Source organism: Brevibacterium sp. ACRRH, assembly GCF_022346365.1.
Classification (GTDB): domain Bacteria; phylum Actinomycetota; class Actinomycetes; order Actinomycetales; family Brevibacteriaceae; genus Brevibacterium; species Brevibacterium paucivorans.
On sequence record NZ_JAKRMN010000007.1, the window covers coordinates 107089 to 122841 of the forward strand.

Annotated in this window: 12 protein-coding genes and 1 tRNA gene; 8 read left to right on the plus strand and 5 right to left on the minus strand. The window is 58.7% G+C overall.

Annotated elements, in window-relative coordinates:
* Positions 1-87: 87 nt before the first annotated feature.
* Complete coding sequence (locus tag MHX53_RS08595; protein ID WP_239272233.1) at positions 88-2139, minus strand: HtaA domain-containing protein; 2052 nt, start codon at positions 2137-2139, stop codon at positions 88-90.
* Positions 2140-2394: 255 nt separating this feature from the next.
* Between MHX53_RS08595 and MHX53_RS08600 the strand changes: the two genes are divergently transcribed.
* The 7 genes from MHX53_RS08600 (at position 2395) to MHX53_RS08630 (ending at position 11075) form a co-directional block, all read left to right on the plus strand.
* A complete protein-coding gene (locus tag MHX53_RS08600) occupies positions 2395-3588 on the plus strand; it encodes an ABC transporter substrate-binding protein (RefSeq protein ID WP_239272235.1) in 1194 nt (397 codons plus the stop codon).
* Between the two features lie 191 nt (positions 3589-3779).
* On the plus strand, positions 3780-4802 hold the full coding sequence (locus tag MHX53_RS08605) for an iron ABC transporter permease (RefSeq protein ID WP_102237973.1): 1023 nt from the start codon (positions 3780-3782) through the stop codon (positions 4800-4802).
* Positions 4799-5650 (plus strand): heme ABC transporter ATP-binding protein, encoded by an 852-nt coding sequence (locus tag MHX53_RS08610; protein ID WP_239272237.1) that lies wholly within the window; start codon positions 4799-4801, stop codon positions 5648-5650. Before MHX53_RS08605 ends, MHX53_RS08610 begins: the two co-directional genes overlap by 4 nt.
* A complete protein-coding gene (locus MHX53_RS08615) occupies positions 5647-7011 on the plus strand; it encodes a hypothetical protein (RefSeq protein WP_239272239.1) in 1365 nt (454 codons plus the stop codon). Before MHX53_RS08610 ends, MHX53_RS08615 begins: the two co-directional genes overlap by 4 nt.
* Positions 7008-9194: an HtaA domain-containing protein gene (locus MHX53_RS08620; protein WP_239272241.1), complete on the plus strand. Its 2187-nt coding sequence runs from the start codon at positions 7008-7010 to the stop codon at positions 9192-9194. The genes MHX53_RS08615 and MHX53_RS08620 overlap by 4 nt, the downstream gene beginning before the upstream one ends.
* A gap of 57 nt (positions 9195-9251) precedes the next feature.
* On the plus strand, positions 9252-9908 hold the full coding sequence (locus MHX53_RS08625; RefSeq protein WP_204514305.1) for a biliverdin-producing heme oxygenase: 657 nt from the start codon (positions 9252-9254) through the stop codon (positions 9906-9908).
* 45 nt (positions 9909-9953) lie between these two features.
* Complete coding sequence (locus MHX53_RS08630; RefSeq protein ID WP_239272243.1) at positions 9954-11075, plus strand: integrase core domain-containing protein; 1122 nt, start codon at positions 9954-9956, stop codon at positions 11073-11075.
* Positions 11076-11147: 72 nt separating this feature from the next.
* Here the strand turns inward: MHX53_RS08630 and MHX53_RS08635 are convergent.
* The 4 genes from MHX53_RS08635 to MHX53_RS08650 all read right to left on the minus strand — a co-directional run bounded on the left by MHX53_RS08635 (position 11148) and on the right by MHX53_RS08650 (position 12672).
* Positions 11148-11224: transfer RNA gene (locus tag MHX53_RS08635), tRNA-Val, on the minus strand.
* 67 nt (positions 11225-11291) lie between these two features.
* Positions 11292-11681 (minus strand): HIT family protein, encoded by a 390-nt coding sequence (locus tag MHX53_RS08640; protein ID WP_239272245.1) that lies wholly within the window; start codon positions 11679-11681, stop codon positions 11292-11294.
* 71 nt (positions 11682-11752) lie between these two features.
* The gene (locus MHX53_RS08645; RefSeq protein WP_239272247.1) at positions 11753-12244 is read right to left on the minus strand and encodes a redoxin domain-containing protein; all 492 of its coding nucleotides are present in this window, start codon (positions 12242-12244) and stop codon (positions 11753-11755) included.
* Entirely contained in the window at positions 12244-12672 is a 429-nt protein-coding gene (locus tag MHX53_RS08650; RefSeq protein ID WP_102237980.1) for a DUF3052 domain-containing protein, read from the minus strand. Before MHX53_RS08650 ends, MHX53_RS08645 begins: the two co-directional genes overlap by 1 nt.
* 245 nt (positions 12673-12917) lie before the next feature.
* On the opposite strand from MHX53_RS08650, the gene aceE reads away from it, so the two are divergent.
* Positions 12918-15677: a pyruvate dehydrogenase (acetyl-transferring), homodimeric type gene (gene aceE / locus MHX53_RS08655; RefSeq protein WP_239272249.1), complete on the plus strand. Its 2760-nt coding sequence runs from the start codon at positions 12918-12920 to the stop codon at positions 15675-15677.
* Positions 15678-15753 lie beyond the last annotated feature (76 nt).

Below are 15753 nucleotides of genomic sequence, written 5' to 3' on the forward strand. Positions count from 1 at the left end.
CGCACGTTGTTTATGAAAAGCGGAAGGCCGGCCGGGCTAAAGCCCGACCGGCCGGGAAGAGTCACGCCAGTATCGTCAGCTTTCCACTTAGGGTCGACGCCTGGAAATAGTCATGGCGACAGCACCAACAGCAAGCAATGTGATTCCTGCTATTCCTACCGCCAGATTAGTGCCACCAGTACGTGGCAGTGAGTTAGAAGCGGTAGGGCTCGGCTTAGCGTTGCTCTCGTGAGAACCTGAAGTTTCCGCGGCGCCGGGCTTGTCTGCTCCAGGAGCTTTTGCGCCGGGCTTCTGGTCTTCTGGGTCCTGAACGTCCGGTTTGCCCTTGTCGTTTTCGCCTTTTTCAGGAGCACCTTCTGGGTCCTGAACTTCCGGTTCGTTAGCTTCGGGTTCCCTCACCTCGGGGTCATTGGTGCCAGGCTTGTTGGCCTCAGGTTCCTTGGGGTCCGTTGGCTCGTTATCTTCGTCGTCCGGGGTGCCAGGCTCGTTAGCTTCAGGTTCCTTGGGGTCCGTTGGCTCGTTATCTTCGTCGTCCGGGGTGCCAGGCTCGTTGGCCTCAGGTTCCTTGGGGTCCGTTGGCTCGTTATCTTCGTCGTCCGGGGTGCCAGGCTCGTTGGCCTCAGGTTCCTTGGGGTCCGTTGGCTCGTTATCTCCGTCGTCCGGGGTGCCAGGCTCGTTGGCCTCAGGTTCCTTGGGGTCGGGGTCCGTCGGTTCCTGTGGGTCCTGTGTTTCCGGATCCTTCGGATCCTGCGTTTCCTGTTCCTTGGGATCTTCGGCTGGGAACAGCGTGTTCTTCTGTTCGTCGGTGAGGTTGATGTTGGACCGGTGGAGAACCGTTTCGTCGTTCGGGTTGCCGTGAGCAACCCACACGACGGTGTCGTAGTCGGTGTCCTTGTTCAGCTTGTCTGCTCCTGCGGTCACCTTAGCGTTGAGCTTGCCGTCCTTGATGGCGCTGCCGGGGATGTACTCAACGGCGACAGGTTCCTTGGACGACTTTTCTGCTGCAGAAGCTGCCTTAGCGGACGGACGTGACAGTTCAATTTCGCTGTTCTTGACCTTGCGGTCGACAACTGCGACGTAGACACCGTTGGCGTCCTTGCCGGTGCTGGCCTTGGGCAGCACGCTGTAGCCTTTGCCGGTCACATTGACCGCCAGGCCCTCGTTAGAAACAGAGTGCGTGCTCTTAGTCGTGTTCTTAATCGTCTCCTCATCGACCTGCGGTTCAGACTCTTCGGCCTTGTACTTTACGGTGAGTGCAGTGGGTTTCTTGCGTGGGTCCGCAGCTCCGCCGGAGGAGTACCAGTACTGGGCCTGGCCGGTCTGTACGTTGTAGTCCACCCAGCTCTTGGGGAATGAACCCCAGCCATCTTTTTCTTTATTCTGGTCAGGCTGTCCGCTGTCAACACCTTCGTAGTCAGGGGTGACGGTGAAGCCGTTTTCATCGAGCTCAACCTTGTTGTTTCCGAAGTCGGCAATGGTGCCTTCAACGGGCTTGAGCTTCTCCCACTTGGTCATGTCCGCCATGTCGGTCCCGTAGCCAGAGAAGGTTCCGGTGATCTTGCCCTTGCCGTTCTTCACCTCGAGCTTCGGGTTACTGACCGACCAGTAGGTGAACCCGGAATAGTACACGACGGTGAACGAACCTTCCCACTCGATGGTGCCGGACTTCGTTTCAGGGTCGATAGTGCCCTTGCCACCGGAGATCTCAACGAAGTTGCCCGACCGCTTAGCCGTCTCGCCGTTATACGTGTTGACGCGTTCGCCCTCAGGCGTTTGGCACTTGTTGTCCCACGTGATCGGCTGCGTGCCGCCATCAGCGGTGGGGCGCAGGATCTTGACGTTGCCTTCTTCCGGGCTGAACAGCTTCTTAGCTTCCGCATCTTCCTTTGACCACACGTCAGCCTTCCCCGCATCGCCGGCCACGCCGGCGGACAGGAAGTTGCATGAGCCGGGGTAATAAGCACCCGCACCGGATTCGGCGTTGATACCCCAGCTAAAGACAGCGTCAGAAACATTAACTTCTGCTGCCTGCGCGGGGTGGGCGGACAGCAGACCGGCTCCTCCCAACGCGAATGCCACGCTTCCGGCCACGCCGGCGCGCCAGCTAAAGCGCGAAGGCGCGCTTGATGATGACTTCATGGTTCTCCTTGTGAACGTGATGCGGCGCTATACAGCTCGCAATCTTTTACGACATAGTTACTTGACCTAATTAACTTAGGTAAGGCTATCATTAGCTAAACATAACCTGTTAGTCAATTCACAGATCAGTGATAGTTCGCTTAAAGCGTCCAACGCACTGGCACGGAAAAGGATGCAATGAGAATCACATCTCGAGCTCAACGCCGGGAGACGAAGCCCGACGTTAAAGCCAGAAACAACCACACGAGGTGGCGTGTGCCTCGCCGGACCAAACGCCGTGTGGCAGTGACAGCAACCGTGCTCGCGGTTGGGCTTTTCCTGTGGAACAACGGTTTCCACAACATAGGCACGCTCAATGCTGCTCACTCCCACGAGTGTGTTCCCCCACCGGCAACCCCTGCGGCGCAACTTCCGGACATCCCGGATGTTCCCAGCTCAAAGAAGCTACCGGTCAGCGAAATCCACGGCCCGACCACCGCCTATACCCAGGCGTCCGAGATCCGGCCGATTGCAGATTTCGCAGATCAGCAGCAGACCCTCCCGGTGACTGTCACCTCGGACGATGGCCCCGAACAGACGGTGCGTGACACCTCGAGAATTCTGGCGCTCAACCAAAACGGCGGTTTGGCCGCCGCGGTTGTCGGCCTGGGGCTGGGCTGCAATCTGGTCGGTCGTGATGTCTCCACGCAGATGTCTTCGCTCATGCCGGGGCAGAAAGAACTTCCGCTGGTCACCCAGAACGGGCACGAACTCAACGTGGAGGCAATCCTCAACCTGGCGCCCACCGTGGTGCTGACGGATTCGACGATCGGCCCCTATGACGTCCAGCTGCAGCTGCGCAATGCCGGCATTCCCGTGGTGTTCATTCCGTCGGCGACGGAGGACGGCGTGGACGGCGTCAGCCCGCAGATCGTCGCGGTTGCCAAGGCGCTGGGCCTGCAGGATGCGGGCGAACAGCTGGCCAAGCGCGTCGATGAGGAAATCGCCGAAACCCAAAAGAGAGTCCAGGCGCTAGCCCCTGACAATCCGGCGGACCGTCCGCGCACGGTGTTTCTGTATCTGCGCGGCGACATCTACTACTGGTTCGGCAAAGGCTCCGGCGCAGATTCCCTCATTCAGGCCATTGGCGCCCGCGATGTTGCGACCGAAGTCGGCTTTGCGGGCATGTCCCCAACCAACGCGGAAGCCCTGGTGAAAGCCGCCCCGAACGTCATTTTGGTCATGACGAAGGGCCTGGAGAGCGTCGGCGGGATCGATGAAGCCCTCAAACTGCCGGGCATTGCGCAGACCCCCGCTGGCAAACACCGTCGGATTGTCGACATGAGCGACTACGAAGTCATGAGCTTCGGCCCCCGCACCGCCGAAGTCATCGCCGCCCTGGGCACTGCGGTCCACGTGCCCGAATACGCCTACGTCCCAAAGGAAGAGTCCGCTGAAGCGGACGCCTAAGGAGAAGACCCTTGAGCACTACTCATTCCAGATCTGCTGAGCATCTCGATCCGCCCGCACCTTTTGCCGGTTCGCCTTTGGACGAACAGCGCACGAGGCGCCGCTCCCGTTCTGCTTCTTCGGCACCTGCCGCCCAGGTTCCGGGGCGCAGGCACAGTGAGAAAAGTTACGGGAGGGTTTCGGCTGCCCGGGTGACCACGGTCTTCACCACTTTGGCGGTGCTGCTGCTTGGCGGAACTCTGCTTTCGGCCATGTTGGGTCAGCTCTACATTGCGCCGAAGGAAGTTGTGGGTTCCGTTCTGCAGTCGGTGGGCATCACCTGGCTGCCCGGTCCCTCACACGAATTCGGTGCTGAGGCCCTGTGGGAGGTGCGCTTTCCGCGGATCGTTCTGACGGTCTTTGTGGGTGCTGCCCTGGCCATTGCCGGTGCTGTTATGCAGGGCATCTTCGGCAACCCGCTGGCTGAACCGGGCACAATCGGAGTGTCTTCCGGTGCTGCCGTCGGTGCGTCGTTTGCGTTTCTGCACGGCCTGAGCTTCCTGGGCGGATTCACGGTTCCGCTCCTGGCGTTTGTGTGCGGTCTGGTCACAACAATCGTCGTGTACGTCTTGGCGCGGTCGAACGGCCGAACGGAAGTCGTCACCCTGATCCTCACGGGTGTTGCGGTCAACGCGATTTCCGGTGCGCTCATTTCGTTCATCGTGTTCAAAGCCCCCACGCAGGCACGTGAGCAGATCGTGTTCTGGCAGATGGGCAGCTTCAACGGCAGCCGGTGGGAACAGGTTGCGATTGTCGTTCCGCTGGTGGTCGTGGGAATCGTTCTCACGATGTTCCTCGCCCGGGGCCTGGACCTGGTGTCTCTGGGTGAGAAGGCGGCCCGCCACCTGGGTGTCGATGTTGAGCGTCTGCGCCTGTACGCCATGGTCCTGTCGGCTCTGCTGGTCAGTGCTGCGGTTGCGTTTGTCGGCATCATCGCCTTCGTCGGTTTGGTGGTTCCACACCTGATGCGCATGCTGTTGGGGCCGGGCCACCGTCTGCTGCTGCCGGCATCGGTGCTCGGCGGCGCGGTGCTGCTGACCTTTGCCGACCTGGCTGCGCGCACGCTCATTGAGTTCGCCGACCTCCCGATCGGCATGCTCACTGCGCTCATCGGTGGTCCGTACTTCTTCTACCTGCTGCGCCGCAGCCGTCGTGAGGCAGGAGGCTGGGCATGATCGAAAAGCTGCGCCAGGCCCGCGAAAGCCGTCCGCCGGAAGTCCCCACACCGGGAAGCACCGTTCTGTCGGTGGACCAGGTGACGGTGTCCTATGACGGTGAAAGTAAGGTTCTCGAGGGGGCCAGCCTGGATGTCCGGGCGGGCGAAGTGCTGGCTCTTGTCGGCCCCAACGGTGCCGGAAAATCCACACTTCTGGGTGTCATTACCGGCGATGTTGAGGAGGCTTCCGGGGCAGTCACCATCAACGATCATCCGTCCTATGCGTGGAACACCCGCGAACTGGCTATGCGCCGGGCTGTTCTGCTGCAACAGGTCGATGTGTCTTTCCCCTTCACAGTGCTCGAGGTCGTTGAGATGGGCCGCGCCCCGTGGCAGCGGACGCAGGCGGCAGCCGATGACGACAGGATCGTGTCCGCAGTGCTAAAGCGCACGGACACGAGCCGCTTTGCTTCCCGCACCTTCACCTCGCTGTCCGGTGGTGAGCGTTCGCGTGCTGCTTTGGGCCGCATCCTTGCACAGGCAGCCCCGATTCTGCTGTTGGACGAACCGACAGCGGCCATGGACATCCGCCACCAGGAACTCGTGCTGACGATTGCGCGTGAATACGCGGCCACGGGCTCCGCTGTTGTTGTGGTTCTGCACAGCCTTGATCTGGCCGGAGCCTACGCAGACCGCATTGCCCTGCTCAACAACGGCCGCATCGCTGCTGACGGCACACCGGAAGAGGTGCTGACAGCCGAGCGGATCAGCGAAGCCTACGGCCATCCCGTCACTGTTTTTACCGACCCGGTATCCGGTTCACCGCTGGTGGTGCCGGTTCGCCCTTCCAGAAAGGACATGTCATGAATCAGCCTCGACACGCACCGGGCAGCCGGAAGAAGCGGCTTGGTCTGCGGCGGTTGGCTGCCGCGGCTGCCGCTGCGCTCATAGGTGGCATGGGCGCTTTCGCGAGTGCCACCGTCAGTCCCGAACCCGCCCAGGCGGCCGCCCGGGTTTCCGTGTCGGGTACGCCTTCTGTTGACGGTACCTCGACCCTGAAACTCTCCGGCAGTGGTTTCCAGTCGGTGCAGAACGGCTTCGGCGGCATCTATGTCCTGTTCGGTGTTGCCGAAGGCACGTGGCAGCCAAGCAAGGGCGGCAAAACGGGCACGAACCTGCGCTACGCCTATGACGACGAATCGAATCCTGTGGGCTATCAGCTGTTCGTCACGTTCCCAGGATCGTCGACAGCTCACGCTGCCAACGGCGGCACGCTGAATGCCGACGGCACGTGGTCAGGCGAGATCATCCTTCCCGGAGCTCGCTTCACGTCCTATGACCGTGACCGCAATCCGGTTGATGTTGATTGCACGCGTGAACGCTGCGGCATCATCACGATCGGCGCACACGGTGTGTCGAACGCCAAGAACGAAACCTTCACGCCGATTGAGTTCCCGGCTGCCGCAGCGGCTGGTCAGTCGGGTGGCGAACAGGCACAAAACAACGGTGCTACCGGTGAGGCAGCCGCACCGAATGACAATGCTTCGAAGGACGACAAAGACCAGAAGAACGCAGACGCCACCGCCACACCGGCACCGGGAGCAGCGGGTGGACAGCAGCCGGCTTCAGGGCCCCTGCTGGAGCCCGATCAGGTTGATGCGATCAACACGAACGCCAACCGCATGGTGTTTCTGCTGATGATCGGAGTGGTTCTCGCCATCTGTGCGATTGCCCTGGCCGTGGGAGTCGGTTCCTACATGGCAGTGAAATCGCTGCTTCTGGGTGTCAGCCCCGAAGCACTGGAGCGTGTGCGCACGCGCAGGGCTAAGCGCGCTATTGCGGCAGAGCACAAGCGCGAACGCAAACTGCAGAAGTTCCGTGAGAAACAAGAAGCTCGCACGCGCAAATACGAGAGAACTGTTGATACCAAGATTGCACGAGCTGACATGCATGATTCCGGAATGCGTCACCCGGTAATCAGCAAACAATACTCGTACACACAGCAACCGAGCACACAAAATCAGACATCAAGAGGACCCATGCGATTCTTTGAACTTATCGAAGACAAAGAAAGCTCCTCCGGCGATCAGCCACGGCAGCCAGTAGCAAGAGGGAAGCACATGCATTCCCAGGGTGCAACAGCCGACGCAGACAGTGGAAACGCTCCAACACTTGTTATGGAGCGCATCGTTGACGGTAGGGCAGAGTCACAGGAGGAAACACGATGAAGCGATTAATAGTCACATGGGTGGCAGCTGGAACAATATTCTTGATCCTGGTGTTCGCTACAGGACTACTCATAGGTACAGCAGCCTTGGCATCACCGAACAGCGAGTCTGGGACTTCCGAAGCTGATTCGTCGAAATTAAAAGTCGCAGACGCCGGGCTCACGTGGGGAATCAATGCAGAGTCCGGAGCAGGAGCCTATCTACCCGGTTCATGCAACTTCCTTTCCGCAGGTGTAGCGGCTGACAACGGTGGATCCTCGCTGTGGCCGAATGACGCCGAAAGGCGCGGACTGTTCAAAGCCCAGGATGGCAACGTCAAGATTCTGCGCCCCACCGCTGATGGCGGCACGCAGCCGATCACGTGGGACAACAAATGCCAGACCCCAGACAGCAAACGAGTCAATACCGCGGGTGTGAGCTCTGGAAACTACGTCCAGTTTTCCGGTGGCACGGGAGAAGTAGACACCGCAACTAACACTGGAAACATCCAGTGGGAAGGGTCGTTCACCGTGGTGTACTACTCCGGGTACACCTACTGGTCGGTGAGCAACCCAAAGCTTGAAGTGAAGAACGGCAAGGGCAAGCTCACCGGCACCTTCTCCGGCTACGGAGCCGACATGGCCGACCTTTCCAAGTGGGAGAAGCTCAAGCCCGTTGAAGGCACCATCGCCGACTTCAAGAACAACACGGTTGAACTTGATGAAAATGGCTTCACCGTCACCCCTGACTACGAGGGTGTAGACAGTGGACAGCCCGACCAAAACAAAGAAAAAGAAGGCTGGGGCTCGTTCCCCAAGAGTTGGGTGGACTTCAATGTGCTGACTGGCCAGACCCAGTACTGGTACACGTCCGGCGGGGCCGCGGATGCGCGCAAAAAGCCCAGTCCGCTGAGCGTATCGTTCACAGGCACTCCGGTCATGCCCGAACAGCCGTCGGCTACTCCGCAGCCACCGGCACCCAGTCCGAAACCCGATGCTGGGGACGACAACACGGAAAAACCGGACGGCACCTCGACAGAGGAGAAGAATCCGCCCGAAACACCGACGGGATCAAACGCATCCTTGTTCTGGGCGATCAACAAGGAAACCAGCGCCGGCGGGTTTGCTCCCGGCACTTGCAACTTCCTGTCCGCAGGCGTGTCCCCAGACAACGGGGGTGCTGTTGTCTGGGACGCACCTGGAAAACTGTACAAACCTACCGACGGCAACGTAAAGATCGAAAAGCCAGACGCATCCGGAGAGTTCCACACCGCAACATGGCAGAACAAGTGCGATGACCGCTATGGCGGTCGAGTCGTGGCAGCCGACAAGGACTCGAACCACGAATCGCGGCTGAACATTGATGGTGGAAGCATCAACATCGACGACGGTGAAATAACTGCCAGCTGGGATGGCGGTTTCACAATCGTCTTCTACTCCGGGATGACGTACTGGTCCGTATCCGACCCGAAGCTCACCGTCACAAAAGACGGAAGGGGCGAACTGACGGGAACCGCGTCCGGTTACGGAGCAGACATGGAAGACCTGTCAAAATGGGAGAAGCTGAAATCCGAAACCATCACGCTTGCGACCTTCTCCGGGCTCGATGTGAACAAGGCCGTGAAGGATGGAGGATTCACCGTCACCCCCGACTACCTTGGTGTTGATTACAGGGCCGGCGATGGCAACACACCGCAGGACCGAACCGAAGCCGAATGGGGTTCATTCCCTAAGAGCTGGGTCGACTTCAACGTCAAAACCGGGCAGAGCTCCTACTGGTATTCCTCCGGTGGAATTGCGGACGCCCGCAAACCCGCACTGCCGCTGACGATTGCCTTTGACAACAGCTTCCAGGTGCCAGCTACAGAACCAGCAAAACCCGGTGAAAGCGTAGCTGGGGCAGGCGGACCAGGTTCAACTGTGACCGGCGGAAACACTGTTGGCGAACCAGGAGTTGGTGTCCCAGGCGCTGTAGGGCCCGGCGGCGGGCCGCAGAGCTCCAGCGCCCAGCCGGCAGACGTTGAAGACACAACAGCGTTCGCTGCAACCGCATATGAGGCTCGCCGCTCCGAAGGAATGGGCACCATCAATGCAAAAACCTGGTGGCTTGGAGGAGCAACCGCGGCCACAGGCATCGCAGCAACCGTCGGAATCGGCTGGTTGCTACGAAGAAACATCGGACTCGATCCCAGTACTTGGACCTAAACCCCAAACAAAAAAGTAAGAAATCCCATAACCGGGACAACACCTCGTGGAGGAGACATGACTATCACAACCCCAGCCGCAGAAACCCTGTCGTTCTCACAGCGACTGCGGAAGGAAACGCAGCGGGAACACAGTGAAGCCGAATCCGAAAAGTTCATTGTTGATCTCATGGCGGGAAGACTCGACCGCCATGCCTACATTGCGTTGCTAGAACAGTACGCGGTCCTCTACCCTGCGCTGGAAACCGCTGTGCAAGCTGCACCCTCTGACTCTACTGTTGCGTTCTTCGACCACCCAGGACTCGCTCGCACTCAGGCGATCAATAATGACCTCGACTACCTACTTGGGGAGGACCGCCAGCCTCCAGTAGCTCTGGAAGCAACACGCTTCTTGGCTGAACACTTCCAGTCTGAGGTGAGTCCAGAGCAGTTACTAGCGCATCACTACCTGCGCTACCTAGGCGACCTCTCAGGCGGTCTGGCGATCGGAAAGCTGGTCAAGAGGCACTACAGAATCGAAGATGAAGCACTTAACATGTGGCGCTTCCCGGGTATCAACAAGCCGAAACTGTTCAAGGACGACTATAGGGCCAAGCTCGATGCGGTAACGCTGAGCAGGGAGCAACAGGAAGCGGTCATCGCTGAGGCAGACCTGGGCTTCCGCTTAAACAAGGCGATTTTCCGTCAGCTCGGAGAGATGTTGCACGTGGAGTAACGGAAAGGCACCAAAACACAAAAGTCTCGGGACATCGAGTGAACGATGTCCCGAGACTTCACACGCACCGGCGGACTCGAAGCACTCCAACCACGCTCCACACGCCCCCTGACCAACCCCAACAAAACCCCAGAACACATCCGAGAAACAATCGTGGAACTACGCCACCAACTCCTCCGCGACGGCCTAGACGCCGGAGCCGAATCCATCTACGACCGACTACCCGAAAACACCCGCCCATCAACCAGCACAATCTGGCGAAACCTTAAAACCTCCAACGAAATCACCCCGCAACCACAAAAACGACCCCGCTCATCCTGGCACCGCTTCCAAGCACCTGCCCCCAACAGCCTGTGGCAATCCGACTTCACACACTGGCCCTTAGCCGACGGCACCGACACCGAAATCATTTCCTGGCTCGATGACCACTCCCGCTACCTCACACACATCAGTGCCCACCCACGAATCACCGGCCACATCGTCGTAGACACCTTCCTAGAAGCCACAGACCAACACGGACTACCCGCCGCAACCCTGACCGACAACGGACTGGTCTACACCACCCGCCTTGCCGGCGGACGCGCCAACAACCAACAACCAAACCCGTTCGAACAGCTCCTAGCAGACCTCAACATCGAACAGAAAAACGGCCACCCCGGAAAACCAACCACCCAAGGAAAAATCGAACGCCTCCACAGCACCCTCAAAAAATGGCTACAAGCCCAACCACCCGCACTCACCATCGAGGACCTACAACAACAACTGCACGACTTCCGCACGATATACAACACCAAACGAAAACACCGCGCCATCAACAGACAAACACCCCACCAGACCTACACCGCCACACCCAAAGACCAACCAACCATGCACCTACACAACACCCACTGGCGAGTACGCTTCGACCGCGTCGACAGCTACGGAAAAATCACCCTCCGCTACGCCGGAAAACTCAAACACCTCGGCATCGGACGCGCACACAACCGACAACGAATCATCCTCCTCGTCAACGGACCCAACGCCATCGCAATCAACAAAACAACCGGAGAAATCATCGCCGAATACACCATCGACCCGACCAAAAACTACCAACCAAAAACAAGAACCCCACACACAAAAAAGGGGAACGATGACCCGACACACCCACCCACAAAAAGGGAACGATGACCCGACACATCATCACCCCAAAACACAAAAAATCTCGGGACATCGAGTGAACGATGTCCCGAGACTTCACACTGGTGGGCCCAGAGGGACTCGAACCCCCGACCCTCTCGGTGTAAACGAGATGCTCTAGCCAACTGAGCTATAGGCCCCCTGGTCAGGATTTCTCACTGACCACTGAAAGATTATGGCACACATATTTCAGAACGCAAAACTCGTTTACAGCGCCTCTTTGATCTTCGACGCCACTTCTTCACGAGCTTCCGCTGTTGTGTCGTGTTTGTTCGCCAAGTCAAAGTCAGAAATCTGATTCGTTGGGAACACGTGAATGTGGACGTGGGGAACCTCGAACCCTTGCACAATCAGACCCACGCGTTCGCAACCAAACGCTTTCTTCTGTGCGTTTCCGAGCTTCTTTGCCACCGTGAAGAGGTGAGAAACCAGGTCATCGTCAAGATCAAGCCAGTGGTCCACTTCTTCACGTGGCACAACCAGAAGGTGACCGTCAGTCAAAGGCTGGATGTCCATGAACGCAACACAACGATCGTCTTCGTAGACAAACGTTGCAGGGATTTCGCCGTCGATGATTTTGGTAAACAGAGTGGCCATCAGAAGTCCTTCCTCGTAAGGTGTCTATCACCATCATGGTGGAAGCGACTCAATAATGCGAGAGGCGACCGCTATGTAGTGAGGGCGTCAATCCATCGAGCCAGACCACGCTCGGTAAAATCGCGTTTTTGGCCAGGCTGCAGGACCTCGGAGTCAACGACCTGCCCGCTCATGTTCAGCGCAAAGGTGCCACGCACAGCCATCCCCGACTGCTCATCGAACACACCAAAGTCGCGACTCAAGGCCCCATGCGGCCAGAAGTCAGACATGAGCGGCCACGCAGACCCTGCCGTCTCCACCCATGCGGCTTGGGTGAACTTCGAATCGCACGAAATGATCGTGCAGGCGATACCGGCGCCCTCCAAAACTGCACGGGACGCGGAAAGTTCTCCCACCTCGGCGTGACACGTGGGCGTAAACGCAAACGGGACGAACACGGCCAACACGCCATGCTGGTCAACCTCAGGGACGGCAAGCTCGCCCACCGTCAACAAGGACACAACCGGCCCCAGGTGGGTGTGACACTCACGCGTCCAACCAGGGTGTGCGTCAGTGAGGGTCATTACCCGTACGACTTTTTGCCAACCAGACGCACAGCGGACCAGTCGTCGCACACACTGACAGTTTTAGTCACGTGCATGCCGGCGGTGGGAGCAGCCGCGTTGATATCGACGGGAGCGATGTGACCTTCGCGTCCGGCCTTGGGAGTGAGAAGCCATACGACGCCACCATCGGTCAGCGTGGTCTGGGCGTCTACGATTGCGTCGGTGAGGTCGGGGTCATCTGATCGCCACCACATGACGATCGCGTCAAAGACGTCGTCGACATCCTCATCGGCCATCTCTTCGCCTGTGACCTTCTCGATTGCCTCGCGCAAGGCGAAGTCAACATCGTCGTCATAGCCGATTTCCTGAATGTATGTACCCTTTTCTAATCCCAGAGGGTTAGTGCGAGTACAGTCGAGCGTCCTTCCTGACGGGGTGTTACTCATGTCTCCTATTCTTCCCGTAAGTTCGCTCTTGGGCAAACCTAACGAACATTTTGAAACCACCGAGTCGTTCAACCGACCGTTCAAATGAACTCACACTGTGTTACTAGCACCACACTGGGCCGTTTTGTCTGTATGTACGGCGCAACTGAGCGCGTATTCGGTTTAGGCTAGAAAACAGCCAACAGATCGGTTACTGCGGTGAGTGTGTCACCGGGTGGACCACTATTGTTCAGGAGGAAAACTAAGTGGACAGTAAGAGGCATGGACCAATTCTTAACGGTCTCCCCAGCCAAGTGCCCGACACAGATCCTCAAGAAACTCAGGAATGGCTTGAGTCACTTGACGCCCTTATCGATGAAGCTGGGCAGTCTCGTGCCCGCTATGTCATGCTCAGCCTGCTTAACCGTGCGCGTCAGAACCGCATCGGCGTGCCCAGCCTGACAGCAACAGACTTTATTAACACGATCGGACCTGAAGACGAACCGTGGTTCCCGGGAGACGAAGAAGTTGAACGCCGGTACCGTCGCTGGCTTCGCTGGAACGCAGCCGTCATGGTTCACCGTGCGCAGCGCCCAGGCATCGAAGTGGGTGGGCACATCTCCACGTATGCCTCCGCCGCGACTCTCTACGAAGTGGGTCTCAATCACTTCTTCCGCGGCAAAGACCACCCAGGCGGTGGCGACCACGTGTTCTACCAAGGTCACGCCTCCCCCGGTATGTACGCTCGCGCATTCTTGGAAGGTCGCTTGAGCGCCGACCAGCTCGACGGGTTCCGCCAGATGAAGTCGCACTACGTGGACGGTAAGCCATTCGGGCTTCCTTCATACCCGCACCCACGTCACATGCAGGACTTCTGGGAGTTCCCAACCGTGTCCATGGGCTTGGGTCCCATGAACGCGATTACGCAGGCAATGTTCGACAAGTACCTGCTCAACCGTGGAATTAAGGACACCTCGCAGCAGCGTGTGTTTGCCTTCCTGGGTGACGGTGAACTCGACGAACCAGAAAGCCGCGGAATGTTGCAGTACGCGGCGTTCGAAGAGCTCGACAACCTGAACTTCATCATCAACTGCAACCTGCAGCGCCTCGACGGGCCGGTGCGTGGTAACGGAAAGATCGTTCAGGAGCTCGAAGCGTTCTTCCGAGGTGCTGGCTGGAACGTCATTAAGGTCATCTGGGGTCGTGAATGGGACGCTCTGCTGGCAAAGGACCGCGACGGTGCGCTCGTGAACCTCATGAACGCAACGCCGGACGGCGACTACCAGACCTACAAGGGTGAGTCCGGTGGCTTCGTGCGCGACAACTTCTTTGGTCGCGACCCACGCACCAAGGCCATGGTCGCCGACATGACCGACGAAGAAATCTGGAACCTCAAGCGCGGTGGCCACGACTATCGCAAGGTGTACGCAGCCTACAAGGCGGCGGTCGAACACACCGGTCAGCCCACAGCGATCCTTGTGATGACGGTCAAGGGTTACTCGCTTGGACCCACGTTCGAAGCGCGTAACGCTACGCACCAGATGAAGAAGATGACCGTTGAGGACCTCAAGCTGGCCCGCGATCACTTCTCCATTCCGATCTCTGACGAAGAACTCGAGAAGAACCCCAAGCTTCCTCCGTACTATCACCCTGGTGAGGACGCGCCTGAAATCCAGTACATGCTGGAACGTCGACGTGAGCTGGGTGGCTTCTCGCCTGAGCGTCGCTCCAAGTACACGCAGATTGCGTTGCCTGACGACAAGGCATACGCCATGGCCAAGAAGGGCTCGGGAACGCAGGCAATTGCCTCGACTATGGGCTTTGTGCGCATTCTGAAAGACATTATGCGTGACAAGGAGTTCGGAAAGCGCGTTGTTCCGATCATTCCTGACGAAGCACGCACTTTTGGAATGGACTCGTTCTTCCCAACTGCGAAGATCTACAACCCGCACGGACAGAACTACGTGTCGGTTGACCGTGACCTGTTCCTCGCTTACAAAGAAGCGACCGACGGTCAGATCCTACACATGGGAATTAACGAAGATGGATCGGTCGCCGCTTACAACGCCGTGGGTACGAGCTACGCCACGCACGGCGAGCCCATGATCCCGTTCTACATCTTCTACTCCATGTTCGGGTTCCAGCGTTCCGGCGACGCTTTCTGGGCAGCGGGCGACCAGTTGGCACGCGGATTCATCCTGGGTGCAACGGCTGGGCGTACCACGCTGACCGCTGAAGGTCTCCAGCACGGAGACGGCCACTCGCACGTGCTGTCGTCGACGTTCCCGTCGATCGTGTCGTATGACCCAGCGTATGTGTACGAAATCGGTCACATCGTTCGCGATGGTCTCAAGCGCATGTACGACCCTGAGGACGAGCGTCAGGACCCAAACGTTTCGTACTACATCACTATGTACAACGAACCTATGGTTCAGCCTGCAGAGCCTGAGGATCTTGACGTTGAAGGTCTGCTTAAGGGAATCTACAAGCTGTCCGACGGCCCCGAACTCGACGGTCCTAAGGTTCAGCTTCTGGCATCCGGTGTTGCAGTCCCATGGATCATCGAGGCACAGCAACTGCTGGCAGAAGATTGGAACGTATCGGCTGACGTGTGGTCGGTGACGTCGTGGCAGGAGCTACGCCGTGACGGTCTCGCCTGCGATGACGAGCGCCTGCTCGACCCAAGTGCTGAACGTCGCGTGCCATTCGTGACGCAGAAGCTCGCCGACGCACCGGGTCCCGTCATTGCGACCTCGGACTACACACGTACGGTGCCGGACATGATCCGCCAGTACGTGCCGGGCCACTTCACCAGCTTGGGAGCTGACGACTACGCGATCTCTGACACCCGCGCAGCTGCTCGCCGTCACTTCCTCATCGACGCCGAATCCGTGGTTGTCCAGGCGCTCATCAGCTTGGCTGACCTGGGCGAAATCGACCCATCGGTGGCTGCGGAAGCGTCCAAGAAGTACAAGCTCGACGATCCTCGCGCTGGATCGACCGGCGAGGCCGGAGGCGACGCCTAACAGTCGTCCACCCCACCCGGGTGCCACCCAGCGTGGCACCCCCGCCGAGGTCGTAGCGGCAGCCGCTGCGACCTCG

Coding starts and splice junctions, on each gene's coding strand:
- MHX53_RS08595 (WP_239272233.1), bottom strand. CDS start 2,139: ATGAAGTCATCATCAAGCGCGCCTTCGCGCTTTAGCTGGCGCGCCGGC.
- MHX53_RS08610 (WP_239272237.1), top strand. CDS start 4,799: ATGATCGAAAAGCTGCGCCAGGCCCGCGAAAGCCGTCCGCCGGAAGTC.
- MHX53_RS08615 (WP_239272239.1), top strand. CDS start 5,647: ATGAATCAGCCTCGACACGCACCGGGCAGCCGGAAGAAGCGGCTTGGT.
- MHX53_RS08620 (WP_239272241.1), top strand. CDS start 7,008: ATGAAGCGATTAATAGTCACATGGGTGGCAGCTGGAACAATATTCTTG.
- MHX53_RS08625 (WP_204514305.1), top strand. CDS start 9,252: ATGACTATCACAACCCCAGCCGCAGAAACCCTGTCGTTCTCACAGCGA.
- MHX53_RS08630 (WP_239272243.1), top strand. CDS start 9,954: ATGTCCCGAGACTTCACACGCACCGGCGGACTCGAAGCACTCCAACCA.
- MHX53_RS08640 (WP_239272245.1), bottom strand. CDS start 11,681: ATGGCCACTCTGTTTACCAAAATCATCGACGGCGAAATCCCTGCAACG.
- MHX53_RS08645 (WP_239272247.1), bottom strand. CDS start 12,244: ATGACCCTCACTGACGCACACCCTGGTTGGACGCGTGAGTGTCACACC.
- MHX53_RS08650 (WP_102237980.1), bottom strand. CDS start 12,672: ATGAGTAACACCCCGTCAGGAAGGACGCTCGACTGTACTCGCACTAAC.